Source organism: Tateyamaria sp. LSS28 (assembly GCF_059611725.1).
Window position 1 is genome coordinate 919078 of sequence record NZ_JCAPFI010000001.1, and the last position, 21123, is coordinate 940200.

Here is a 21123-nt window from a genome sequence, read left to right on the forward strand (position 1 = left end):
GGAGGGCGCCATGGCTGGCTACGATGATCGCGACGGGAAAATCTGGATGGACGGCCAAATGGTCGACTGGCGTCAGGCGAACGTCCACATTCTGACCCATGCCATGCATTATGCATCCTCGGTGTTCGAGGGAGAGCGCGCCTATGATGGCAATATCTTTCTCAGCCGGAAGCATTCCGAGCGCTTGCACTACTCGGCTGGTGAGCTGGATTTCCAGATCCCGTGGACTGTGGACGAGATCGAAGCTGCCAAGCAGGAAGTGCTGACTGTGAATGGCCTGACCGACGCCTATGTGCGGGCCGTGGCCTGGCGTGGCGCAGGCGAAGACATGGGTGTCGCGTCTGCCAAGAACCCTGTGCACCTAGCCATCGCGGCGTGGGAATGGGGCAACTACTATGGCGATGCCAAGTACAAGGGCGCCAAGATCGACATCGCCAAGTGGAAGCGCCCCTCGCCCGAGACTGCGCCCGTCCATGCCAAGGCGGCGGGTCTTTACATGATCTGCACCACGTCCAAGCATGCGGCAGAGGCCAAGGGATGTTCGGACGCGTTGTTCATGGATTACCGTGGTTATGTCGCGGAATGCACGGGTGCAAACATCTTCTTCGTCAAGGATGGCGAGGTGCACACGCCAAAGGCGGATGTGTTCCTGAATGGCCTGACGCGGCAGACTGTCATCGGCATGCTGGAAGATCGCCAGATCAAGGTGCATGAACGTGTGATCATGCCCGAAGAGCTTGAAGGGTTCGAGCAGTGCTGGCTGACCGGCACCGCCGCAGAAGTCACTCCGGTGGGCGAGATTGCAGACTACAACTTTGAAGTTGGTGCGATCACGCGCGAGATCTCGGAAGGCTACGAAAAAATGGTGCGCGCATAGCGTGGACTACGATGCCTTCGCGATCGAGTGGGAGGCCGCCTGGAACGCCCACGACCTTGATCGCATCCTTGCCCACTACAGCGAGGATGTGATCTTTCGCTCGACCAAGGCGATGCGCTTGGTGGGGTATGGCGAATTGCGGGGCAAGGTGGCGTTGCGCGACTATTGGAGCCGCGCGCTCGCCGCGCAACCTGCGTTGTCCTTTGTGGTCGTGGATGTGTTGCATGGGCATGGTATGCTGGTCATCACTTACCGCAACCAACGTGATGTACTGGCAGCAGAGACGTTGCGATTTGGGCCGGACGGCTTGGTGGTTGAGGCATCGGCATGTCACAGACCACAGGGGCGGGCCTAGCACTTAGGCGCATTCCCGCTCGTCACAAAACCTTGCCTGTTCTGTTACGTGTACGCCAATCGCACGTCACCCAAACCCTGTTGTCTGGCGACATTCGACCAACAGGGAGCTTAATCATGCCACTTATTCGTCCGACCCGCCGCGCCTTTCTGGCCACCACGACCGCATTCCTTGCCGCACCAGCGATCAGCCGGGCCGCTGACCGCCCTACCTTCACCCATGGTGTCCAATCCGGCGATGTCGATACGACTTCGGGCATGATCTGGACCCGCATAGACCGCCCCGCCCGGATCGAGATGGAGGTGGCAACCACCGAAAGCTTTGCCAATGCGCGCCGCCTTGCGCCGATGGATGCGATCCCGGGCAGCGATATGTCGATCAAGCGCCTGGTCGATGGGCTGCCGTCGGATCAGGATATCTTCTACCGCTTCACCGCCATGGACCTGTCGGACATCAATGCGACCTCTGAACCGCTGGTCGGACGCTTTCGTACGGCGCCCGCGTCGCGCCGTGACATCCGCTTTGCGTGGTCGGGGGATACGGCCGGTCAGGGCTGGGGTATCGATGACGATGGTATGCTGACCTATGCGACCATGGCTCGGCATGAGCCCGATTTCTTCATCCATTCGGGCGACACCGTCTATGCCGACGGCCCGATGGAAGACTCGGTGGAAAAGGATGGGTCTGTGGTTTGGCAGAACACCACCCTGATCGATGCCAAGCGCAAGGTGGCCGAGACCCTGCAAGAGTTCCGCGACCAGTGGAAATACAACATGATGGACACGCATGTGCAGGCCCTGAACGCTTCTGTTCCGACCTTCATGCAGTGGGACGATCACGAGGTCACCAACAACTGGTCCGACAGTAAGGACCTGATGGGTGACGACCGGTACACCGAGAAATCGGTGCATGTCCTGCAGGCCCGAGCCACCCGTGCCTTCCACGAGATGACACCGCTGCGCATCACCTCGTCCGAGCCGGGCCGTGTCTATCGCAAGATCAGCTATGGCCCGATGCTCGATGTCTTCTTTCTTGATCTGCGCAGCTATCGCGGACCCAACACAGCCACGCAGGGTGATACGCTGGATGACAGCACGCGTGTGATCGGGGCCGAGCAGATGGCGTGGTTGAAACGGGAACTGGCGAACAGCACCGCCACGTGGAAAGTGATCGCTGCGGACCAGCCTATTGGCCTGATCGTGTGGGACAATTTCCGCGAACAGGCCGGGTCCGAAGGGATTGCCGATGGCACGGATGCGGGTGCCAAGGGGCGCGAGTTGGAGGTGGCCGAACTGCTACGCTTCATCAAGACGGCAAACGTGTCCAACACGGTGTGGTTCACCGCCGATGTGCACTACACCGCTGCGCACTATTACGACCCTAACAAGGCGCAATTCAGCGATTTTGAACCGTTTTGGGAGTTTGTGTCGGGCCCGTTGCATGCGGGGACGTTTGGCCCGAACGCGCTGGACGGCACCTTTGGCCCGGAAGTGAAATTCGTGAAGGTTCCGACCGGGGAGCAGGGTATGAACCTGCCGCCAAGTGCCGGTCTGCAGTTCTTTGGCCTCGTGGATATTGATGGGGCGACCCAGGAGATGACGGTGCGCCTGATGGATCGCGCCGATACCGAGCTGTATAGCGTCACGCTGGAGCCGAAAGGCGTTCGCCTTTGAACCCGGGGCGCGCCGGGTGATCCGGCGCGCTATCCCTTAGGGTCGGTCACAGCCCGTGCGCGGTTGCGTCCGCCGCCAAGTTGCCGTTCGCGCCACAGGATGATGGCCCCGCCCAGCACAACCAGCGAGGCACCGATGACCGTTGCCGATGTGGGCAGTTCCGAGAAGATCACGTATCCGATCAGGGCGGCAAAGATAAGGGATGCATAGTCGAACGGTGCCAGCATAGAGGCCGCGCCAAAGCGGAAGCTGGATGTGACCAGAATTTGCGCGACGCCGCCGATCAGTCCCGCCCCGATCAGCAACATCAGGTCCAGTCGCGATGGAATGATCCACCCAAATGGCAGGCTGAACAGGCTGAGGACCGTCGCCGTCAGCGAGAAGTAGAAGACGATCGCCGCCGTATGCTCTGTCTTGACCAAGGTGCGGATGTGGATCTGTACCAGCGCCCGCAAGATGGACGCGCCCAGAACCATGAGCGCGCCGATGGTGCCTGCCGTGCCCGCAGCGCCCGGATCAACTGAGAGGCGCGGCCATATCACGATCATCACGCCCACCAGCCCCAGGGCGACGGCCGAGATTCGGAACAGGCGCACCCGTTCGCCCAGCATGATTGCCGCCAGAATGACCGTGAACATCGGCGTCGCATAGCCAATGGCCGTCACTTCGGGCAGCGGCAACAGGGCCAACCCGGCAAAGGTGAGGGCCATCGCGGTTGTTCCGAACAACCCGCGCCAGATGTGACCGGTCAGGTTCTTGGGGGTCAGGGCCTCGCGAATCTCACCGGTGTTCCAGATCCACGCGATGATGATCGGCATTGCAAAGAGGGATCGGAAGAACACGGCCTGGCCTGCGGGCACGCTTTGCGTTGCCACCTTGATCATGGCCGCCATCACCATGAACAAAAACACCGCCATCAGCTTCAAGGCGATGGCGGTGCCGGGTTTGTTCTGAGTTGTGGGAGCTTTCATTTCCCCCGATCCTTGTCGGGTCGGGGGAAGATTGGCAAGCAATCAGTTCAGTTTGGCGACGCCAAGCGGCACGCTGAACTTTTCGCACCAGATATAGACTTCGTTGAACTCGGAGACGTCGATGCCTGCGGGAACAACGAAGGACTGTGCGCCGGTCAAGTTGCCCAGAACGCCCGAGTCGGTGTTGCCGTTGTAAAAGCCGTCTTTGCCCAGGCCGACACGCGGATCGGGCGCGCCGTCGAGGCTGAAGTCATCGCCCAACACTATGGTGTGGCTGCCATCGGAGTTCTTGATCACTTCGACTGCGCCGGTGGTGATGTGGTCAGATGCGCCGGTGAACGTGCCGGTCGAGACGGCTTCGGCGGATGCGGGTACTGCAGCAAAGCCAATGACGATCGCGAGGGTCAGGGCGAATGATTTGATTACGTTATACATGTTGATCTCCGTTCTGGACTGTTTGGTTCCTAACTGTTGGATAGCATTGGGAACTGAATGGTACAAAACACGAAATCGTGAGTTCTGGACTATTTGGTTCCGAATGCTATATTGAGTGTCAGACACCGGAGACTTCACATGGCACGCCCCAGATCCTTTGATACAGATGACGCGCTTGAAAAGGCGATGCATGTCTTTTGGGCTCGCGGGTATGAAGGGGCATCATTGCCTGACCTGTTGGACGGCATGGGCCTGACGCGCGGGAGCCTTTACAAGGCATTCACCGACAAGAAGACACTCTTTCTACAGGTGCTGGCGCGGTATGAAAGCCAAGCTGTGCAGGAGGGGGTCGCCATGCTGAGCGATCCGTCCATCCCCAATGGTGCAGAGCGTATCATGTCCATGTTTCGGGGGTCATACCAACGCGTGGTCGACGGTGATGCGCGTGGTTGTCTGTTGTGCACGGCAGCCGCCGGACCCAGCACTTATGATGACGAGATTGCCAAAGCGGTGTCTCATGGCCTTGGCGCGTTGCGCGACGGTATCTTTGTCGCGCTGGGCGCATCGCCGAAACATGCAACGCTCAACACCGCTGAACGGGGCGCGCTGGCCGACATGATCATCGCGCAATATGTCGGGTTGCGCACGATGGCGCGCGCGCGGATTGATCACGACACGCTGCACAATATCGTCCGCTCGGTTGGTGTGATGCTGGCCTAGCCGATGGGTCCGCGCACGCCGCCCGTCTGACCGCGATCGAGCAGCAGGTGATCCAGGATCACACAGGCCATCATTGCCTCGCCCACTGGTACGGCCCGTATGCCAACACATGGGTCGTGACGACCCTTCGTGATAATCTCAGCCTCTTCGCCTGACTTGGTGATCGTCTTGCGGGTTTGCAGGATGGACGAGGTTGGTTTGACCGCGAAGCGCACAATGATGTCCTGCCCGGTCGAGATGCCACCCAAGATGCCGCCCGCGTGGTTGGATGAGTATTCGGGGCCATCTGGACCCATGGTGATCTCATCCGCATTCAGCTCGCCCGTCAGCATGGCGGCGGACATGCCTTCGCCAATCTCGACCCCTTTGACGGCGTTAATACTCATCATGCCCGCAGCCAGATCAGTGTCTAACTTGCCATAAACCGGGGCCCCGAGGCCTGCGGGAACACCCCGCGCGACGACTTCGATCACCGCGCCAACGGACGAGCCGGATTTGCGCAAACCGTCCAGGTAGTCGGCCCATGTCTCTGCTACCTTGGCGTCAGGCACCCAAAACGGGTTCTGGTCGATCTGGTCCCAGTCGAAGTGGTCCCGATCAATCTCGTGTGCGCCCATGCGGGTCATGTAGCCTTTGATTTCGATCCCGGGCACCAAGATGTCGAGGGCTGCCCGCGCCAACCCACCGGCGGCCACGCGAGCGGCTGTTTCGCGGGCCGAGGACCGGCCACCACCACGATAGTCGCGGATGCCGTATTTCTGCCAGTAGGTGATGTCGGCATGGCCGGGGCGGAACTTCTCGGCGATATCGCCATAGTCCTTTGACCGTTGATCCGTGTTTTCGATCATCAGCTGCACTGGGGTGCCGGTTGTCTTGCCTTCGAACACACCCGACAGGATTTTCACCGCATCGGGTTCGCGCCGTTGGGTCGTATACTTGTTCTGACCCGGTTTGCGCTTGTCCAGCCAATGCTGGAGCATCGCCTCGTCCACATCGACGCCGGGCGGGCACCCATCGACCGTCGCGCCAAGCGCAGGCCCGTGGCTTTCGCCCCAGGTGGTCACGCGGAAAAGATGGCCAAAACTGTTGATCGACATGAACGCGCTCCGACAAGGTTCACGAGGACATACGCCGCGTTGAATGCGATGCCAAGTCCATTGAAAATCTGTTGTTTTGCATGCCGTGCTGTTCTAACGGAACGGCTCATGCAAACCGATGGAGGCTGAAATGGCAAAACGCATTGATCCCCAGGACCGTCCCTCCTTTCGAGGTGATCGCTAAACGCAGACGTTCGTTCCCGTCCGAGACCCGGGTCAAGATCGGTGATCGCATGGTGCATGGGCGATGTGGAACTTCGTGAAAAACTTGGCCGAAATGATCCCTGTCCGTGTGGATCGGGCAAGCGGTTCAAACGCTGTTGCCTGCGCAGTGGACGCTATGATGGCAGTTGGCGGGACCATTACTTTTAGAGAGCGTGATTGAAATGCAAGGGCGCTTGCTACCTGGCGGGCGCCCTCCTATACCTGCCAATACCTCGGGGTGCCTGGCGACAGGCTGAGATGCGCGATGCGAACCCGTAGAACCTGAACCGGTTAACACCGGCGGAGGGAAGGTTTGGCTTACCCCAAGACCCTTATCCCGCCGCCTCTGCATTGGAGGATGCGATGAAACACGCTTTGACATTGGCCGCCGCGCTGGGCGCCACGACGGCGCTGGCCGACACCCCTGTTCTGACTGTTTATGCAGGCGACTATTTTACGTCCGAATGGGGCCCTGGTCCCATCATCGAGACCGAGTTTGAAAAGATCTGCGCCTGCGATCTGGAATGGTCGACCGGTGACCTGCTGCCGCGTTTGTTGCTGGAAGGCGAGCGGACCAAGGCGGATGTGGTCATTGGACTGACATCGGACGTGACGGCCAAGGCACGGGCAACCAACCTGTTTGCGCCGCATGGTCAGGACAACAGCGCCCTGACGCTGCCGATTGAATGGTCCGATGACACCTTCCTGCCCTTCAACTACGGGCACACGGCGTTCATCTACAACGAGACCACGATGGACGCGCCACCCACCAGTTTCGATGCACTGCTGGACCTGCCCGATGATGTGAAGATTGTCATTCAGGATCCGCGCACGTCCATTTCTGGCCTGGCCCTCGTGCTTTGGGTGCAGTCGGTCTATGGCGACCGCTCGGCTGAAGTGTGGGAATCTCTGTCGGATAACATCCTGACCGTGACCAAGGATTGGTCGGCCTCGTACGGCCTGTTCACGGATGGTGAGGCGGACATGGTGCTGAGCTACACCACATCACCCGCCTACCACATGTTTGCCGAAGAGGATTTCACCAAGAAGGCGGCGATCTTCCCCGAAGGTCACTATTTCATGGTCGAAACCGTGGGCAAGATTGCGGACACCGATCAGCCCGAGCTGGCGGACCAGTTTCTGGCCTATGTGATGTCGCGTGACTTCCAGACCATTATTCCGACCGCCAACTGGTCGCTGCCATCGGCGCTGCCCAAGGCGGATTGGCCTGAGGGATGGACTGAGTTGCCGCTGCCCGAAAAGGTCCTGTTCTACTCGGAAACCGAAGCGGCGCAGTTGCAAGCGGACGCGATTGAGACATGGCGCGCCGCGCTCAGCCAATAAACCCATGGCTTGGCATCATCGCGGCGACCTTCGTCGTCGCGGTGGTGATTGCCGCCTTTGTCGGCATCAGCCAGCGGATTGAAGCCACCACCGGCCTGCGCGCCGCCGAGTGGCAGGCGGTGCGCTTTACCGTCTGGCAGGCCTTCCTGTCAGCGCTGATTTCCGTTCTATTGGCCGTGCCGGTGGCGCGGGCGCTCGCGCGACGGCGGGTGCCGGGCCATACCCTGTTGGTGACGTTGCTGGGCGCGCCGTTCATTCTGCCGGTGATTGTCGCCGTATTGGGCCTGCTTGCCATCTTTGGCCGCAATGGGTGGCTGAACACCGGGCTTGGCCTGCTGGGGTTGCCCGAGGTGTCGATCTATGGCGCGCATGGTGTTGTACTGGCTCATGTGTTCTTCAACATGCCCCTTGCCACGCGCCTGATCTTGCAGGGCTGGCAGTCTGTCCCGGCCGAGCAGTTCCGCATGGTGGGGCAACTTGGTTTGTCGCCGCGCATGGTGTTTCGCATCATCGAATGGCCGATCCTGCGGCAGGTCGTGCCGGGGGCCTTTGCCCTGATCTTTGTTATTTGTTTGACCAGTTTTGCGGTGGCCCTGACACTTGGTGGTGGGCCACGGGCGACGACCATCGAACTCGCTATCTATCAGGCGTTCAAGTTTGATTTCGACCTGGGGCGCGCGGCGGTGCTGAGCCTGCTGCAGTTGGCCGTGGCGGGTGCTGCCGCAGTGTTGGCGTTGTGGATATTGCCGCCCATTGCACTGCAAGCCGGGCGCGACCGGGCGGTGCGCCGGTGGGATGCGCCCAGCCCATGGGGGGATGCGTTCTGGATCACACTTGCCGCCGGGTTCCTGTTGCTGCCGCTTTTGTCCATTGCGCTGTCCGGCCTAGTGGGCCTGTTTTACATGCCCCTTTCCGTGCTGAGTGCCACATGGACGACGATCTGGGTCGCTTGTGTCAGTACCCTTGTATTGCTTGTTCTGGCGCTGCCAATGGCCGCGTGGCTGGCGCAGGCCAAGTGGGGCGGGGCGGAGGCGTTGACGCTGTTGGGCCTTGTCGCGTCGCCCCTGATGATCGGGACGGGATGGTTCATACTGATCTATCCCTTTGTGTCGCCCACGGCCTTTGCACTGCCCGTTACCGCCTTGATCAACGCGATGATGGCGTTGCCCTTCGCGGTGCGCATCCTGCTGCCGCCGATGCGGCAGGTGTTCAAGGATTACGGTCGTCTGACCATGGGCGTTGGGCTGCGCGGCATTGCGCTGTGGCGCATTGTGTTGGTGCCGAGGTTGCGCCCGCAGATCGGGTTTGCTGCGGGGCTGACCGCGGCGTTGAGCGTGGGGGACCTTGGCGTTGTGGCGCTGTTTGCGGACCCGGACGTGGCGACCTTGCCGTTGCAGATGTACCGGCTGATGGGCAGCTACCGAACAGAGGCTGCAGCGGGAGCGGCGCTGGTGCTGGTCGCTTTGGCTTTTGGCATGTTCTGGATTTGTGATGCGTGGGGGCGGCGACATGCTGAAGGTTGAGGATTTGAGGATCGAGCAGGGCGACTTTGCCTTGAGCGCGAATTTTGCGGTGAAACGTGGGTGCAGGGTGGCCGTGATTGGACCGTCGGGCGCGGGCAAGTCCACGCTGCTTAACGCCCTTGGTGGGTATATCGACATTGCTTCCGGGCGGATCGAGGTGGATGGGCAGGACGTAACTTCTGCCGCGCCGGACAAGCGTGGGATTGCGATGCTGTTTCAGGATGGGAACCTGTTCCCACATCTGACGCTGGCGCAGAATGTCGGGCTTGGGATACGGCCCGCTTTGCGGTTGGATGCGGCCGAAATGGCGCGGGTCATGGATGCGCTGGGCCGGGTTGGGTTGCGTGACTTCGCTGACCGGAAGCCCGGCGATGTCTCTGGCGGGCAGCAAAGCCGGGCTGCGCTCGCACGGGTGCTGGTGCAGGCCAAGCCGTTGCTTTTGCTGGATGAACCCTTTGCCGCGTTGGGACCAGCCTTGCGCGCAGAGATGCTGGATTTGACGTCGGAAGTTGCGCGGGATGCCGGGGCGACGGTTCTGATGATCACCCATGCGCCCGAGGATGCGGAGCGGTCGGCGGATGACCTGATCTTTGTCGATGGGGGCCAGGCAGAGGCGCCCCGGGCGGTGGCCCAGGTTATGGCCGACCCGCCCGAAGCACTGCGCGCTTATCTAGGCCGCTGAGCGCAGACCCTGCCGCGCATCCACGATACCAAGCGCGGCTTGGGCCGCCTCGCGCCCCTTGAGCACGAAGTGATCGGCGTAGATGCTCATGTGGTGCGGGGTTTCCTGGAAGTGGTGGGGTGTGAGCGACACCGATAGGATCGGCACGCCGGTTTTGAGGCCCACTTGCATCAGCCCATCGACAACCGCCGAGGCGACGAAGTCGTGGCGGTAGATGCCGCCATCAACCACCAAGGCAGCACAGGCGACGGCGTGGTACTGCCCTGTTTCAGCGAGAGTTTGTGCCATCAGCGGCATCTCGAACGCGCCGGGCACGTTGAAGACATCCACTTGATTTGATGCAATTATTTCGGTGAAACCTTGCAAAGCCTGATCGACAATGGCGGCGTGCCATTGAGCTTTGACAAAGGCGAAGCGGGTGTGTGTCATGCGAAATCTCCTTTAGGTTCAGACACTTAAACACCCAAGGCGATTGCGCGCAGATGAAAGACGCCCCACTGGGGCGCGATCCTTCTGCACGTTCTCTTTCATCCGGACTGTAACCGTCGGCTCAGGCCTCTCACCTGATCTGCTAGACCCCCGCGTTGCGGGGCGCTCGTGGGCTCGCGGGTCACCGTTTGATCGGGCCCGCATACCACCGGTGGGGAATTTCACCCCGCCCTGAGAACAGCGTCAGGTTGCCAAGTGACGTCGCCCAAGGCAAGAGGAACGCGACGTATCACGGACCAGTATCATGCACCCGAACCCGATCTTTCATACTGAAACGCTCGACCGGAACATCGCGTTTGCGCGTGAGCGCGCCTTTGGCGTGTTGGCCGTGAACGGGGAAGACGGGCCGATGATGTCGCACATCCCCTTTCTGTTTGATGAACAGGGCGCACAGCTGGACCTGCACCTTGTCCGGTCGAACCCGATTGCACGCGCCTTGAAGGCGCCGATGCAGGCCAAGATCGCGGTGAGCGGAGCGGATGGATACATATCACCCGACTGGTACGAAGTGCCGGATCAGGTGCCCACGTGGAACTATGTGGCCGTGCATATCACCGGCAGTTTGGAGATGCTGCCGCATGATCAGATGCGCGATATGCTGGACCGGCAGTCGAAGCATTTCGAGGATCAGTTGTTGCCGAAGGCGCCTTGGAAAACAGCCAAGATGACGCCTGAGGTTCTGGACAAGATGATGCGCCAGATCGTGCCGTGCCGCATGACGATTGAAGCTGTTGATGGCACCTGGAAACTGAACCAGAACAAGCCGGATGAGGTGCGGTTGCGCGCCTCTGACTACGTGGACGCCTATGGGATTGGGCAGGAGACGCGTATCCTTGCTGCCCTGATGCGCGGGGCCTAGGCTGCGTGGGAACTCACACGGAGAATCGCGATGAAACTGTTGATGGCGGGGCCCAGCCCCTTTGTGCGTAAAGTGCTGGTTTTGCTGCATGAAACAGGGCAGGCGGATGATGTTGAGACCGTGACGGTTACCGCTGCTCCGGGTGGTGCCGATGCCACGCTGAAGGCGGCCAACCCGGTTGGAAAGATTCCTGCGCTGGTACGGGACGAAGGGCCTACTCTTTATGACAGCAAGGTCATCTGCCGGTATTTGGACGACCGGGCGAAGGCGGGCCTTTATCCCGACAAGGGATGGGAGACGCTGGTGCTGGAGGCCACGGCGGATGCGATGATGGAAGCGGCCGTGCTGATGGTTTACGAAAAGCGGTTCCGGGACGAGACAGAGCAATCGGCGAAGTGGGTCGAAGCGCAGTGGGGCAAGGTTGAAGGTGCGCTGGACGCTTTGAACTCCCGTTGGATGGGGCATTTGGCCGGAAAAATGGACATCGGACATATCGGCGTGGGCTGCGCGCTGGGCTATCTGGATTTCCGTCATGGCGACCGGGACTGGCGCAAGGGACGGGATGCGCTGGCGGGTTGGTACGAGACATTTGCGGCGCGTCCGTCGATGCAGGAAACTGTTCCCAAGGGCTGATGGCGCGCAACGTTCGGTGGGTGTTTTGCACCAAACGCGCCCGAATCGCGGTTAATGCCAGCAAATCAAGGCATATTACGGGGGTGACATCCGTACACCCCCTGTGCACCCCCTGTACACCGGTGACGCGCCAAAGACGTGGTTAACGGACCGTGCGGTCTCGAATCTTATCAATGGGTTAATTCAACCCACCTGCGACCACGTGTGTCAGATTGCGCGCTGGACGTGGGCGGGTCACCCCGCTAGATAGCGCGACAAAGTGGCTGCGCGTGCGCGCGGCCTGTGTCGTCATTTGGCCCTTCGGGGTCGCTGGAAACTGGAGAAGTCCCCCGTGTCCCACGTAGAAGAAGACCACGAAGGCACCCGGCGCGATTTTCTGTACTATGCCACGGCCGGCGCAGGTGCCGTGACCGCGGGTGCAGCGATCTGGCCGTTGGTCAACCAGATGAACCCTTCGGCTGATGTTCTGGCCCTGTCGTCGATCCGCGTTGATGTGAGCGCTGTCGAACCGGGCACGCAGTTAACCGTGAAGTGGTTGGGCAAGCCCGTATTCATCCGTCGCCGGACGGAAGACGAAATTCAGGCGGCCCGCGACGTCGATCTGGGCGACCTGCCTGACGACATCGCACGCAATGAAAATCTGGGCGAAGTTGACGCCTCGGACAGCAACCGTTCGCTGGATGAAGCGGGCGAGTGGCTGGTGATGATGGGTGTGTGCACCCACTTGGGCTGTGTGCCCTTGGGCGATGCAGGGGACTTTGGCGGTTGGTTCTGCCCCTGCCACGGCTCGCACTACGATACGTCTGGTCGGATCCGCAAAGGGCCCGCCCCGACCAACCTGCCGGTTCCTGTTGCAGAATTCGTGGACGAAACCACGATCCTACTGGGTTAAGGGAGAGACCTGATGGCTGGAATTCCTCACGACCATTACGAACCGAAGGCGGCCTGGGAAAAGGGTCTTGCCAAGCGGTTGCCGATTGTTGGCCTGCTGTATGACACGCTGATGATCCCGACACCCAAGAACCTCAACTGGATGTGGATCTGGGGCATCGTTCTGACTTTCTGTCTGGCGTTGCAGATCATCACGGGCATCGTGCTGGTCATGCACTATACGCCGCATGTCGACCTGGCCTTTGCCAGTGTTGAGCACATCATGCGCAACGTGAACGGCGGCGCGATGCTGCGCTATCTGCACATGAACGGCGCGTCGCTGTTCTTTGTTGCGGTCTATGCCCACATCTTCCGCGGTCTCTACTACGGGTCTTACAAGGCCCCGCGCGAGATCACGTGGATCATCGGCATGCTCATCTACCTGTTGATGATGGGCACGGCGTTCATGGGCTATGTTCTGCCTTGGGGGCAGATGTCCTTCTGGGGTGCGACCGTGATCACTGGTCTGTTTGGTGCGATCCCGTTCATCGGCGAAGCGCTACAAACGTGGCTGCTGGGTGGGCCTGCCGTGGACAATGCCACGCTGAACCGCTTCTTCAGCCTGCACTATCTGCTGCCGTTCGTGATTGCCGGTCTGGTGATCGTGCACATCTGGGCCTTCCACACCACGGGCAACAATAACCCGACCGGTGTCGAGGTGCGGCGCACGTCGAAAGAGGACGCCGAGAAGGACACGCTGCCCTTCTGGCCCTACTTTGTGATCAAGGACCTGTTCGCGCTGGCGGTTATCCTGGTGGTGTTCTTTGCCATCGTAGGCTTCATGCCGAACTACTTGGGCCACCCCGATAACTATATTGAGGCGAACCCGCTGGCGACGCCTGCGCACATCGTGCCCGAATGGTACTTCCTGCCGTTCTACGCGATCCTGCGTGCCTTTGACGGCGACGTCTGGGTGGTGATCATCGCATCGACCCTGACGGGCGGCATCATCGACGCCAAGTTCTTTGGGGTTCTGGCGATGTTCGGTGCCATCGTGGTGATGGCGCTGGTGCCGTGGCTCGACACCTCGTCGGTGCGTTCCGGTCGGTATCGTCCGATGTTCAAATGGTGGTTCTGGCTGTTTGTCGTGAACTTCTTTGTTCTGATGTGGGTGGGCGCGATGCCTGCCGAGGGGATTTATCCTTACATCGCCCTGATCGGATCGACCTACTGGTTCGCATACTTCCTGGTGATCCTGCCTCTGCTCGGCGTGATCGAGAAGCCGGATGCGCAGCCTGCGAATATCGAAGATGACTTTGCCGCCAAGGCGAGCAAGGGCGACGCCGGTTCGGCATCCCCCTCGGCTCAGCCCGCGGAATAAGGAGAGACTGCAGATGTTGAAGAAACTTGCAGCAAGCATGGTGGCGGCGTTTGCGCTGACCACCGGTGCCTTCGCCGCTGGCGGTGCGGGTCATGTCGAGGATGTCGATTTTTCCTTTGACGGTCCGTTTGGATCGTTCGACCAGAACCAGTTGCAGCGTGGCCTGCAGATCTACACCGAGATCTGTGCATCGTGCCACGGCCTGCAATATGTGCCGTTGCGCACGCTGAGCGATGACGGCGGCCCCGGCCTGCCCGATGATCAGGTGCGCGCCTATGCCGAGTTCTACGAAGTGTTCGACCCGGAGATTGATGACTTCCGCACGGCACGTCCGTCGGACAACTTCCCCGGCTCCGCTTTGGAAAACGCACCTGACCTGAGCCTGATGGCCAAGGCCCGCGCCGGTTTCCACGGTCCCTACGGTCTGGGCATCAACCAGTTGATGAAGGGCATGGGTGGCCCCGAGTACATCGTTGCGCTGCTGAGCGGCTATACGGGCGAGGAGAAGGAAGAGGCGGGCGCTGTTCTCTATGAGAACAAGGCATTCCCCGGTGGCTGGATCGCGATGGCGCCGCCGCTTTATGGTGACGATCTTGAGTTTGCCGATGGGCATGCGACGGACCTGCACCACCTGTCTGAGGATGTTGCTGCCTTCCTGATGTGGACAGCGGAACCCAAGCTGATGGCACGCAAGCAGGCTGGCTTTGTCGGCGTGATCTTCCTGACCATCCTGTCGGTGTTGCTGTACCTGACCAACAAGCGCCTGTGGGCGCCGGTCAAGGCGCGCTACAAGAAGAAATAAGTCGCTTTGACATGAGCGATAGAGAGCCCCGTCTTTTGGCGGGGCTTTTTTGTTAGGCAATGGAAACTGCTTGCGCGGCAGGGGGTCTTTCGATCACAGTTTTGAGCATTCATCTTCTTCGGAGGGCTCATGTCTCTTGTTTCCAAAATTCTCGTTGGCCTTGTTGCCCTGACGCATGTCTATTTCTGCTATTTGGAAATGTTTGCCTGGGAGACGCGGGGACCCGAAGTATTCACATTCATGGCACCCGAACTCTTCGCCCCAACCAAGGTTCTGGCGGCCAATCAGGGCCTGTATAACCTCTTTCTGGCGGGTGGTCTGATATGGGCGTTGCTTGTGCCGTCGATCCAGTGGCAACGCCACATCGCAACGTACTTTTTGCTGTGTGTTCTGGCTGCAGGCCTGTACGGAGCTTTGGCATTCACCGTGACGCTTTATGTTCAGGCGATCCCGGCTGCGATTGCATTGGCGAGCTTGTTGATCTGGCGCAAGGCCTAGGCAACCAGTTGCCCATCCCGCGCGCCTGAAATGCGCGCGGTGACAATGTGGCCCTCCGGTTGGGGTGTGTCGAACTGCACTTCAGTGAATTGTTCGGTCCGGCCCATATGCGGGTTTTCCATCAGGATGTGATGGGTTTTGCCGTGCTGTGCGGCGAGGTGTTCTGCCACTTGCTTGTCTCCGGCGGCGCGGAGGCGGGCCGCTCGTTCCTTGATGGCCGTGCCGTTCACCTGCGGCATCCGCGCAGCAGGTGTGCCGGGGCGAGGTGAGTAGGGGAAGACGTGCAGCCAGGTCAGGTCGCAGTCTTCGACCAGCTTCAGAGAGTTGTCGAACATCGCTTCGGTTTCGGTCGGGAAGCCGGCGATGATGTCCGCGCCAAAGGTCATGTCAGGCCGCAGTTTGCGGGCCTCTTGTGCAAAGCGGATGGCATCGTCGCGCAGGTGGCGGCGTTTCATGCGTTTGAGGATCAGGTCGTCGCCATGCTGCAGCGACAGGTGCAGGTGGGGCATCAGGCGCGGTTCGGTTGCGATGGCCTGCATCAGTGCCTCGTCCACCTCGATTGAGTCGATGGAACTGATCCGGAGGCGTGGCAGGTCGGGCACCAGTTTCAGGATGCGCATGACCAGGTCGCCAAGCTGGGGCTCTCCGGGCAGGTCAGCACCCCAAGAGGTGAGGTCAACGCCGGTGAGCACCACCTCATTGAAGCCACGGTCGACCAGTCGCTTGATCTGATCGACCACAACGCCTGCCGGGACCGAGCGCGAGTTGCCGCGGCCATATGGGATGATGCAGAAGGTGCAGCGGTGGTCGCATCCGTTCTGGACCTGCACATAGGCGCGGCTGCGGGTGCCAAACCCGTCGATCAGGTGACCTGCTGTTTCCGTGACCGACATGATATCGTCGACCTGCACGGGTTCGGTGCCAAAGTCACCGGCGAGCCCCGCCCATGTGCTGGCCTGCATCTTTTCCGTGTTGCCGATGACTGCGTCGACCTCGTCCATCTTGGCAAAGGTGTCGGGTTCCGTCTGGGCGGCGCAGCCCGTGACGATCAGCTTGGCATCTGGGTGCGTGCGGCGAAGCTTGCGGATGTCCTGGCGGGCCTTGCGTACTGCTTCCGCCGTCACTGCGCAGGTGTTGACGACGACGGCGTTTTCAACGCCTGCTTGAGTCGCCAATTCTTCCATCGCCTTGGTTTCGTAGGCGTTGAGGCGGCAGCCGTGGTTGGAGAAGACGGGCGCGGTCATAGGCTTTGCAGGAACTCTGTCGTGAGTGTGCCGTCAAACACATGGGCCGTTGGGCCGGACATCCAGACGCCATCATCGCGCCAGTCGATATGCAATGTGCCGCCATCAAGGCCGATCTGAACCTTGTGCCCTGTCAGGCCCCGCCGCGCGGCCGCCACTGCCGTTGCGCAGGAAGACGAACCCGACGCTAAGGTGACCCCTGTTCCCCGTTCCCAGACGCGCATGCGGATATGGTCGGGTCCGACAACCTGGGCGAATTGCACATTTGTACGTTCGGGAAAGAGGGTGTGATGCTCGATCTTCGGGCCGATGGTGGCGAGGTCGATTGCAGACACATCGTCGACGAAGAAGGTGCAGTGTGGGTTGCCCATGCCGGTGCCAACCGGATCGCCGTCAATGGGAAGCGAGAGTGTATCCACATCCTTGGCTAGGGGAATGTCCTGCCAGTCCAGTTGTGGGTGGCCCATGTTGACCGCCGTGCTGCCGTCATCATTTCGTACCGCATTGAGCATGCCACGTCCGGTTACATGGATGTCGAGGTGATCTGCCGCGCGCTGCGCAAGCTCGTGTGCAGCGATGCACCGGGTCGCGTTGCCACAGGCCGCTGATTGCGAGCCATCCGCGTTGTAGAAGGTGACTGTTAGGTCAGACCCGTCAGTGATCAGCGCAAGCTGATCGAACCCGACGCCGCGATGCCTGTCTGCCAATGCGCGCACCAACGACTCTGTCAGATCGACAGGCGTATTGCGACCGTCGATCACGACAAAGTCGTTGCCTGCCCCGTGCATCTTCATGAAGGGCCAGTGAGAGGTCGCCATATCTGCCATGCGGCGCATATAACGCCCGGATTTTGGGGAATCCAGTATGTCGCAGAAAAACATCCGAGAATCGGCTTGACCCTTTGGCCGACCCTTTCTAGATAGGCCGCCTAGTGGGCCGTTAGCTCAGTTGGTAGAGCAACTGACTTTTAATCAGTGGGTCGCAGGTTCGAACCCTGCACGGCTCACCACTGAAATCAGTGTGAGATGACACGTACTTTGTCTCTTTTTTCGGAAAACCTGAACAGAGCGAACTTAAAACAGCGGACTCACAGGGGATCAGGTCAGCCCAAATCTACATGAATAGAATGACCTTGAGCAGCCCTGATCCGCAGGCCATCCTCAGACAGAGTGAAACGCTTTTTGTCGCTGCTCTCGACCAGTTGAAAGAGTTCACCGCGGCTGAGCTTTCTGTTGGCTCTTTTCAACTTTCGCGGCAGGTCATCAACACGAACCCAACCATGCTTATCAAGCTGAAGACCGATCTCTTCTGGTTTTTGCCGAAGCACTAAGCTCAAGAATTTGCTTTCTCTACTCATACCCAATCCGCAGGGGCGCTGTTTGTCGTTGGCTATCACGAATACAGCCTTCGAGAAAACGATTGGCTTGCTTCTACATCCACCCTCACATCATTGAGAGCAGCCCAAGCCCGACCTTGGTCACCAAGGCATCATGCTGCTGTCGCAGCCCGTTTTCCGGACATTCGCCGCAGGCGCAACATCTCAAGGTTTGCGAACTCACAAAACGCCGGACAAAACAGCCGTTTTGATTCCTAGTCTTTGTTAAGCTCAAGACCCGTGGGTAGGCCGCCCATACTACTAAGGTTGTTCTCTTCCCAGTATAACTGGATACCATCTGGTCCCTTGTTGCCGTGCCAGTTTTCTATCGCGGTACGCTCTCCCTTGTAGTCAAATAGAGGCACACCGTAGCCACAAGATGTTTGTACGAGATTAAATCTCAACTTCGTGATCTGTCTTGTACCAAGAGGTGTAATGCCACCGTAGTATTGTGAAATCAGGCCCTAAAATTCCGCGCTCTGCCAACCTATCGAGGTGCCATTTCCATACAGTCGCATGATTTGCGGCGGGCCAGAGAACGAGCAAAACATGACAGTTAGGCGATCGTCAGCGAGCATATGTGCAGCGGTTTCATTGCCACTGCCAGTCCTGTCCAACAGGCACACGCGTGATGATGGCCGTGCCGCTTGAAGACAGCGAGGAAGTGCTGGCCGGCATTCTGTGGACTACGACGGCGCTGGTCATTGCGATCAGTTTGACGATTGGACTCTTTGCGGGCGCGCTCGTGCAGCGTCGATTGGCTCGGATTGATGGGGCGCTCACCCGCCTTGCGGCTGGTGATCTTTCAGCCCGCACTGGGAATACCCGGTCCCGTGATGATCTCGACGATATCGCACGTCAATTGGACCGCACTGCCGGAGAGTTAGAGAGCCTCGTGGCTCAAACCCGCAACCTCAGCGCCAGTCTGGCCCATGATTTACGCACTCCTCTGGCCCGCCTGCAGTCGCGGTTGGAGATGCTGCCGGATGGAAAAGAGCGCGAGGATGCACTGGAGGAAGCCCAACGTTTGTCCGAGATCTTTAACACAATAATGCGCGTGGCCCGGATTGAAGCCGCTCAAGGGCAGGACGGGTTTGAGACGGTGCAATTAGGTGAGCTTGTCGCAGAGTTGGAAGAGATATCTGGTCCGGTTGTCGAAGATGAGGGCAAGGAACTGATGGTCGCAGCATCAGACCCGGGCCGTGTTCAGGCGAACAAGCAGATGCTGGTGCAGGCGCTCGCAAACCTGATCCAGAACGCGCTTGTTCATGGTGGGAATGAGATCACCCTGATTGCTAATGGCAAAGCTGTGGGTGTGGCCGACGATGGTGCTGGCGTTGATCCAGAGTATTATGACGAGATCATCAAACCAATGGTATGATTGGATCAATCGCGGGGGAGTGAGGGTATCGGCCTTGGGCTCGCCCTTGTCCGCGCCGTGGCTGACCGGCATGGGGCGAACCTGTTGCTGGGGCCACAAAATGCGGGTGACGATCGCCCTGGCCTGAAGGTCGTCTTGAAGTTTGCAGATTTGTAAAGTTCTGGTCAGGCACCGATAAAACCCAGTCTCCATATCAGTATCATCAAAATAAGCATGACACTGGAGACTGACATGAACGCCCTCATCACCAAGACAAAATCCGCCCTATCTGCCGCTGCCCTTTTTGCCTTTGGCGCTGCGATGACTGGCCTCGGGCTTGCGGCCGTCAGCCTGCTGGCCATCTTCGCCTTGGTCGCCATCGGCGCGGCGATTCTGGCTACCCCATTTCTTGCGATTACGCAGCCGACTGAAGAAGACACCGCTGCAGCTGCCTAAGCCGACAACTGCACAAGGACACCCGACATGACGCAGACTGCGCAACCGCATGGGTTCGTCACGAAGACCGTTCATTGGCTGTCAGCTGGTTTAATCGGCTACAGTTATCTGAAAGGCCTCGACAACGTCTCGCAACTGGCCAATCCGGCACTCTTCCAGTTTGAGGTGGTCTTTGCGTTGGCTCTGGCTGCGTTGTTTGTCCTGCGCCTGTTCTGGACCAAACGCATCGCCGCTGAATCATGACTGCCCGAGGCAGCACCACATTGGGAACACCTTGCCTCGCGGGCCGTCCAAATCGGGCTTTACGTAGGCGTATTCGGGATTGTCCTGACCGGCCCGTGGATTGCTTTGAGCTATGCATCCCAGTTCTGAGTGGCGTCTTTCTGACGGCGATGATCGGGGCACATCAAGCTGTGCTGACGATCACGCCCCTCTTGCTAATGGCCCACATTCCACGCGATCCGGCACAAGATCGCGCGCTGGACAGCATGACTCGGCGCTTGCCGCTACAGGAGAGTAGAGGCCGCCGCTCAACGGTAAGCAGAACTCCCGGCCCAAAGGAGATGTCCGTCAATCTGACTGACGCTGCAGCGCGGCTTCTCGACATTGAAGTTAGCTTGATGCTGCTGCGCTGTGGCCCGTCGAAGCTGCAACCGTTAGAGCTAATGTGATGCGGATGGCCGCAGAGCAAGAGAACTCTTATCGGTCTGATGCCAGCCTCAATGAGCCGATAGTGCGCGAGAAGTTGCATATAATTTGTGCACGGAACAGAGATGTGAACGCACACAGTCCGCGATTAACAAATGCATTTACATATTGAACGAAGATGTTCTCGGGAGCCCATCTCGCTCAATCCGTGATAGAATGCCACCCGCGCGGCCAACACCTAGCTTTGACCCAATATGTTCGTAATTAACTATTATATTGGCTTTTATTTAAATGCCAACGTCTCGAAAGATTCAACCAATACACGACATTCGTCGGCGAGCGATCTAAGGAAAACGATAGGAGTAAAGCAAAAATTTCACGCGAAATATTTTGTTTTTCCGGTGACGCTGTCCTAGGGTCAGGACTCATAGCCAGTAAATCACGAGTGCTGCGAGGGCGATAGCTGACAGGAAGACCTTTGGGCACCTGTCGTATCGCGTTGCGACACGCCGCCAGTCCTTCAATCTGCCGAACATGATCTCGATCCGGTTGCGCCGTTTGTATCGGCGCTTGTCGTATTTGACGGTTTTCTTCCGCTGCTTCCGCCCAGGGATGCAAGCGCGTATC

The 21123-nt window shown here is 59.3% G+C and carries 26 protein-coding genes, 1 tRNA gene and 2 riboswitches; of the genes, 19 read left to right on the plus strand and 8 right to left on the minus strand.

Features of this window, described 5'->3' with window-relative positions:
* Nucleotides 1–10: 10 nt before the first annotated feature.
* From AC53L6_RS04615 to AC53L6_RS04625, 3 genes are all read left to right on the plus strand, one after another.
* Nucleotides 11–877: a branched-chain amino acid aminotransferase gene (locus AC53L6_RS04615; RefSeq protein WP_496906955.1), complete on the plus strand. Its 867-nt coding sequence runs from the start codon at nucleotides 11–13 to the stop codon at nucleotides 875–877.
* Nucleotide 878: 1 nt separating this feature from the next.
* Entirely contained in the window at nucleotides 879–1232 is a 354-nt protein-coding gene (locus AC53L6_RS04620; protein WP_299770354.1) for a nuclear transport factor 2 family protein, read from the plus strand.
* Nucleotides 1233–1348: 116 nt separating this feature from the next.
* A complete protein-coding gene (locus tag AC53L6_RS04625) occupies nucleotides 1349–2905 on the plus strand; it encodes an alkaline phosphatase D family protein (RefSeq protein ID WP_496906956.1) in 1557 nt (518 codons plus the stop codon).
* Nucleotides 2906–2934: 29 nt separating this feature from the next.
* Here the strand turns inward: AC53L6_RS04625 and AC53L6_RS04630 are convergent, their stop codons facing one another.
* A complete protein-coding gene (locus tag AC53L6_RS04630; RefSeq protein WP_299203560.1) occupies nucleotides 2935–3876 on the minus strand; it encodes a DMT family transporter in 942 nt (313 codons plus the stop codon).
* A gap of 42 nt (nucleotides 3877–3918) precedes the next feature.
* A complete protein-coding gene (locus AC53L6_RS04635; RefSeq protein ID WP_496906957.1) occupies nucleotides 3919–4311 on the minus strand; it encodes a DM13 domain-containing protein in 393 nt (130 codons plus the stop codon).
* Between the two features lie 138 nt (nucleotides 4312–4449).
* Between AC53L6_RS04635 and AC53L6_RS04640 the strand changes: the two genes are divergently transcribed.
* A complete protein-coding gene (locus tag AC53L6_RS04640) occupies nucleotides 4450–5031 on the plus strand; it encodes a TetR/AcrR family transcriptional regulator (RefSeq protein WP_299600971.1) in 582 nt (193 codons plus the stop codon).
* On the opposite strand, the gene aroC is transcribed toward AC53L6_RS04640, so the two are convergent.
* A complete protein-coding gene (gene aroC, locus AC53L6_RS04645) occupies nucleotides 5028–6128 on the minus strand; it encodes a chorismate synthase (protein WP_496906958.1) in 1101 nt (366 codons plus the stop codon). The genes AC53L6_RS04640 and aroC overlap by 4 nt on opposite strands.
* Nucleotides 6129–6368: 240 nt before the next feature.
* Here aroC and AC53L6_RS04650 point away from each other — a divergent pair, with 240 nt between their 5' ends.
* The 4 genes from AC53L6_RS04650 (at nucleotide 6369) to AC53L6_RS04665 (ending at nucleotide 9881) form a co-directional block, all read left to right on the plus strand.
* Nucleotides 6369–6500, plus strand: a complete 132-nt coding sequence (locus AC53L6_RS04650) for an SEC-C metal-binding domain-containing protein (protein WP_366141823.1) — start codon at nucleotides 6369–6371, stop codon at nucleotides 6498–6500.
* A gap of 56 nt (nucleotides 6501–6556) precedes the next feature.
* A riboswitch (TPP riboswitch) is annotated at nucleotides 6557–6658 on the plus strand.
* Nucleotides 6659–6695: 37 nt separating this feature from the next.
* A complete protein-coding gene (locus AC53L6_RS04655) occupies nucleotides 6696–7676 on the plus strand; it encodes a thiamine ABC transporter substrate-binding protein (protein ID WP_496906959.1) in 981 nt (326 codons plus the stop codon).
* A complete protein-coding gene (locus AC53L6_RS04660) occupies nucleotides 7652–9199 on the plus strand; it encodes a thiamine/thiamine pyrophosphate ABC transporter permease ThiP (RefSeq protein ID WP_496906960.1) in 1548 nt (515 codons plus the stop codon). The genes AC53L6_RS04655 and AC53L6_RS04660 overlap by 25 nt, the downstream gene beginning before the upstream one ends.
* The gene (locus AC53L6_RS04665; protein WP_496906961.1) at nucleotides 9186–9881 is read left to right on the plus strand and encodes a thiamine ABC transporter ATP-binding protein; all 696 of its coding nucleotides are present in this window, start codon (nucleotides 9186–9188) and stop codon (nucleotides 9879–9881) included. The genes AC53L6_RS04660 and AC53L6_RS04665 overlap by 14 nt, the downstream gene beginning before the upstream one ends.
* On the opposite strand, the gene AC53L6_RS04670 is transcribed toward AC53L6_RS04665, so the two are convergent.
* Nucleotides 9870–10310 carry a 6,7-dimethyl-8-ribityllumazine synthase gene (locus tag AC53L6_RS04670; protein WP_496906962.1) on the minus strand — a complete coding sequence of 147 codons (441 nt, stop codon included), beginning with the start codon at nucleotides 10308–10310 and terminating at the stop codon, nucleotides 9870–9872. The two genes, AC53L6_RS04665 and AC53L6_RS04670, sit on opposite strands and share 12 nt — an antisense overlap.
* 86 nt (nucleotides 10311–10396) lie before the next feature.
* A riboswitch (FMN riboswitch) is annotated at nucleotides 10397–10553 on the minus strand.
* Between the two features lie 61 nt (nucleotides 10554–10614).
* On the opposite strand from AC53L6_RS04670, the gene AC53L6_RS04675 reads away from it, so the two are divergent.
* The 6 genes from AC53L6_RS04675 (at nucleotide 10615) to AC53L6_RS04700 (ending at nucleotide 15413) form a co-directional block, all read left to right on the plus strand.
* Nucleotides 10615–11229, plus strand: coding sequence for an FMN-binding negative transcriptional regulator (locus tag AC53L6_RS04675; protein ID WP_496906963.1), 615 nt, complete (start codon nucleotides 10615–10617; stop codon nucleotides 11227–11229).
* 30 nt (nucleotides 11230–11259) lie between these two features.
* On the plus strand, nucleotides 11260–11862 hold the full coding sequence (locus AC53L6_RS04680; RefSeq protein ID WP_496906964.1) for a glutathione S-transferase: 603 nt from the start codon (nucleotides 11260–11262) through the stop codon (nucleotides 11860–11862).
* Between the two features lie 331 nt (nucleotides 11863–12193).
* A complete protein-coding gene (gene petA, locus AC53L6_RS04685; RefSeq protein WP_496906965.1) occupies nucleotides 12194–12754 on the plus strand; it encodes a ubiquinol-cytochrome c reductase iron-sulfur subunit in 561 nt (186 codons plus the stop codon).
* A 12-nt stretch (nucleotides 12755–12766) separates the two neighbouring features.
* Nucleotides 12767–14113, plus strand: coding sequence for a cytochrome b (locus tag AC53L6_RS04690; protein WP_299600998.1), 1347 nt, complete (start codon nucleotides 12767–12769; stop codon nucleotides 14111–14113).
* Nucleotides 14114–14126: 13 nt separating this feature from the next.
* Complete coding sequence (locus AC53L6_RS04695) at nucleotides 14127–14915, plus strand: cytochrome c1 (protein ID WP_299700381.1); 789 nt, start codon at nucleotides 14127–14129, stop codon at nucleotides 14913–14915.
* A 129-nt stretch (nucleotides 14916–15044) separates the two neighbouring features.
* Nucleotides 15045–15413: a DUF1304 domain-containing protein gene (locus tag AC53L6_RS04700; protein WP_496906966.1), complete on the plus strand. Its 369-nt coding sequence runs from the start codon at nucleotides 15045–15047 to the stop codon at nucleotides 15411–15413.
* Here the strand turns inward: AC53L6_RS04700 and mtaB are convergent.
* Both mtaB and dapF read right to left on the minus strand, forming a co-directional pair.
* Nucleotides 15410–16657 (minus strand): tRNA (N(6)-L-threonylcarbamoyladenosine(37)-C(2))-methylthiotransferase MtaB, encoded by a 1248-nt coding sequence (gene mtaB, locus AC53L6_RS04705; RefSeq protein ID WP_496906967.1) that lies wholly within the window; start codon nucleotides 16655–16657, stop codon nucleotides 15410–15412. The two genes, AC53L6_RS04700 and mtaB, sit on opposite strands and share 4 nt — an antisense overlap.
* Complete coding sequence (gene dapF / locus AC53L6_RS04710; RefSeq protein WP_496906968.1) at nucleotides 16654–17484, minus strand: diaminopimelate epimerase; 831 nt, start codon at nucleotides 17482–17484, stop codon at nucleotides 16654–16656. Before dapF ends, mtaB begins: the two co-directional genes overlap by 4 nt.
* Before the next feature lie 106 nt (nucleotides 17485–17590).
* On the opposite strand from dapF, the gene AC53L6_RS04715 reads away from it, so the two are divergent.
* Nucleotides 17591–17666, plus strand: a tRNA-Lys gene (locus tag AC53L6_RS04715).
* Between the two features lie 93 nt (nucleotides 17667–17759).
* On the opposite strand, the gene AC53L6_RS04720 is transcribed toward AC53L6_RS04715, so the two are convergent.
* Nucleotides 17760–18014: an RNA 2'-phosphotransferase gene (locus AC53L6_RS04720; RefSeq protein ID WP_496907001.1), complete on the minus strand. Its 255-nt coding sequence runs from the start codon at nucleotides 18012–18014 to the stop codon at nucleotides 17760–17762.
* 649 nt (nucleotides 18015–18663) lie between these two features.
* On the opposite strand from AC53L6_RS04720, the gene AC53L6_RS04725 reads away from it, so the two are divergent.
* The 4 genes from AC53L6_RS04725 to AC53L6_RS04740 all read left to right on the plus strand — a co-directional run bounded on the left by AC53L6_RS04725 (nucleotide 18664) and on the right by AC53L6_RS04740 (nucleotide 20519).
* A complete protein-coding gene (locus AC53L6_RS04725) occupies nucleotides 18664–19413 on the plus strand; it encodes a sensor histidine kinase (protein ID WP_496906969.1) in 750 nt (249 codons plus the stop codon).
* Nucleotides 19414–19644: 231 nt separating this feature from the next.
* Nucleotides 19645–19848: a hypothetical protein gene (locus AC53L6_RS04730; protein ID WP_496906970.1), complete on the plus strand. Its 204-nt coding sequence runs from the start codon at nucleotides 19645–19647 to the stop codon at nucleotides 19846–19848.
* A gap of 27 nt (nucleotides 19849–19875) precedes the next feature.
* Complete coding sequence (locus AC53L6_RS04735) at nucleotides 19876–20091, plus strand: hypothetical protein (protein ID WP_496906971.1); 216 nt, start codon at nucleotides 19876–19878, stop codon at nucleotides 20089–20091.
* Nucleotides 20092–20186: 95 nt separating this feature from the next.
* Nucleotides 20187–20519 (plus strand): hypothetical protein, encoded by a 333-nt coding sequence (locus tag AC53L6_RS04740; protein ID WP_496906972.1) that lies wholly within the window; start codon nucleotides 20187–20189, stop codon nucleotides 20517–20519.
* Nucleotides 20520–20921: 402 nt separating this feature from the next.
* Here AC53L6_RS04740 and AC53L6_RS04745 read toward each other — a convergent pair.
* On the minus strand, nucleotides 20922–21123 hold a 202-nt coding region (locus AC53L6_RS04745; protein ID WP_496906973.1), incomplete at its 5' end, for a transposase.

Bases quoted from the DNA above. Each gene is read 5' to 3' on its own strand.
- AC53L6_RS04695 (WP_299700381.1), top strand. From the start codon at position 14,127: ATGTTGAAGAAACTTGCAGCAAGCATGGTGGCGGCGTTTGCGCTGACC.
- AC53L6_RS04635 (WP_496906957.1), bottom strand. From the start codon at position 4,311: ATGTATAACGTAATCAAATCATTCGCCCTGACCCTCGCGATCGTCATT.
- AC53L6_RS04665 (WP_496906961.1), top strand. From the start codon at position 9,186: ATGCTGAAGGTTGAGGATTTGAGGATCGAGCAGGGCGACTTTGCCTTG.
- AC53L6_RS04625 (WP_496906956.1), top strand. From the start codon at position 1,349: ATGCCACTTATTCGTCCGACCCGCCGCGCCTTTCTGGCCACCACGACC.
- AC53L6_RS04640 (WP_299600971.1), top strand. From the start codon at position 4,450: ATGGCACGCCCCAGATCCTTTGATACAGATGACGCGCTTGAAAAGGCG.
- AC53L6_RS04735 (WP_496906971.1), top strand. From the start codon at position 19,876: ATGACGCAGACTGCGCAACCGCATGGGTTCGTCACGAAGACCGTTCAT.
- AC53L6_RS04720 (WP_496907001.1), bottom strand. From the start codon at position 18,014: ATGAGTAGAGAAAGCAAATTCTTGAGCTTAGTGCTTCGGCAAAAACCA.
- AC53L6_RS04660 (WP_496906960.1), top strand. From the start codon at position 7,652: ATGGCGCGCCGCGCTCAGCCAATAAACCCATGGCTTGGCATCATCGCG.
- AC53L6_RS04655 (WP_496906959.1), top strand. From the start codon at position 6,696: ATGAAACACGCTTTGACATTGGCCGCCGCGCTGGGCGCCACGACGGCG.
- AC53L6_RS04650 (WP_366141823.1), top strand. From the start codon at position 6,369: ATGGGCGATGTGGAACTTCGTGAAAAACTTGGCCGAAATGATCCCTGT.
- AC53L6_RS04680 (WP_496906964.1), top strand. From the start codon at position 11,260: ATGAAACTGTTGATGGCGGGGCCCAGCCCCTTTGTGCGTAAAGTGCTG.
- AC53L6_RS04670 (WP_496906962.1), bottom strand. From the start codon at position 10,310: ATGACACACACCCGCTTCGCCTTTGTCAAAGCTCAATGGCACGCCGCC.
- dapF (WP_496906968.1), bottom strand. From the start codon at position 17,484: ATGGCAGATATGGCGACCTCTCACTGGCCCTTCATGAAGATGCACGGG.
- aroC (WP_496906958.1), bottom strand. From the start codon at position 6,128: ATGTCGATCAACAGTTTTGGCCATCTTTTCCGCGTGACCACCTGGGGC.
- AC53L6_RS04615 (WP_496906955.1), top strand. From the start codon at position 11: ATGGCTGGCTACGATGATCGCGACGGGAAAATCTGGATGGACGGCCAA.
- mtaB (WP_496906967.1), bottom strand. From the start codon at position 16,657: ATGACCGCGCCCGTCTTCTCCAACCACGGCTGCCGCCTCAACGCCTAC.
- AC53L6_RS04725 (WP_496906969.1), top strand. From the start codon at position 18,664: ATGATGGCCGTGCCGCTTGAAGACAGCGAGGAAGTGCTGGCCGGCATT.
- AC53L6_RS04730 (WP_496906970.1), top strand. From the start codon at position 19,645: ATGAACGCCCTCATCACCAAGACAAAATCCGCCCTATCTGCCGCTGCC.
- AC53L6_RS04690 (WP_299600998.1), top strand. From the start codon at position 12,767: ATGGCTGGAATTCCTCACGACCATTACGAACCGAAGGCGGCCTGGGAA.
- AC53L6_RS04675 (WP_496906963.1), top strand. From the start codon at position 10,615: ATGCACCCGAACCCGATCTTTCATACTGAAACGCTCGACCGGAACATC.
- AC53L6_RS04630 (WP_299203560.1), bottom strand. From the start codon at position 3,876: ATGAAAGCTCCCACAACTCAGAACAAACCCGGCACCGCCATCGCCTTG.
- AC53L6_RS04700 (WP_496906966.1), top strand. From the start codon at position 15,045: ATGTCTCTTGTTTCCAAAATTCTCGTTGGCCTTGTTGCCCTGACGCAT.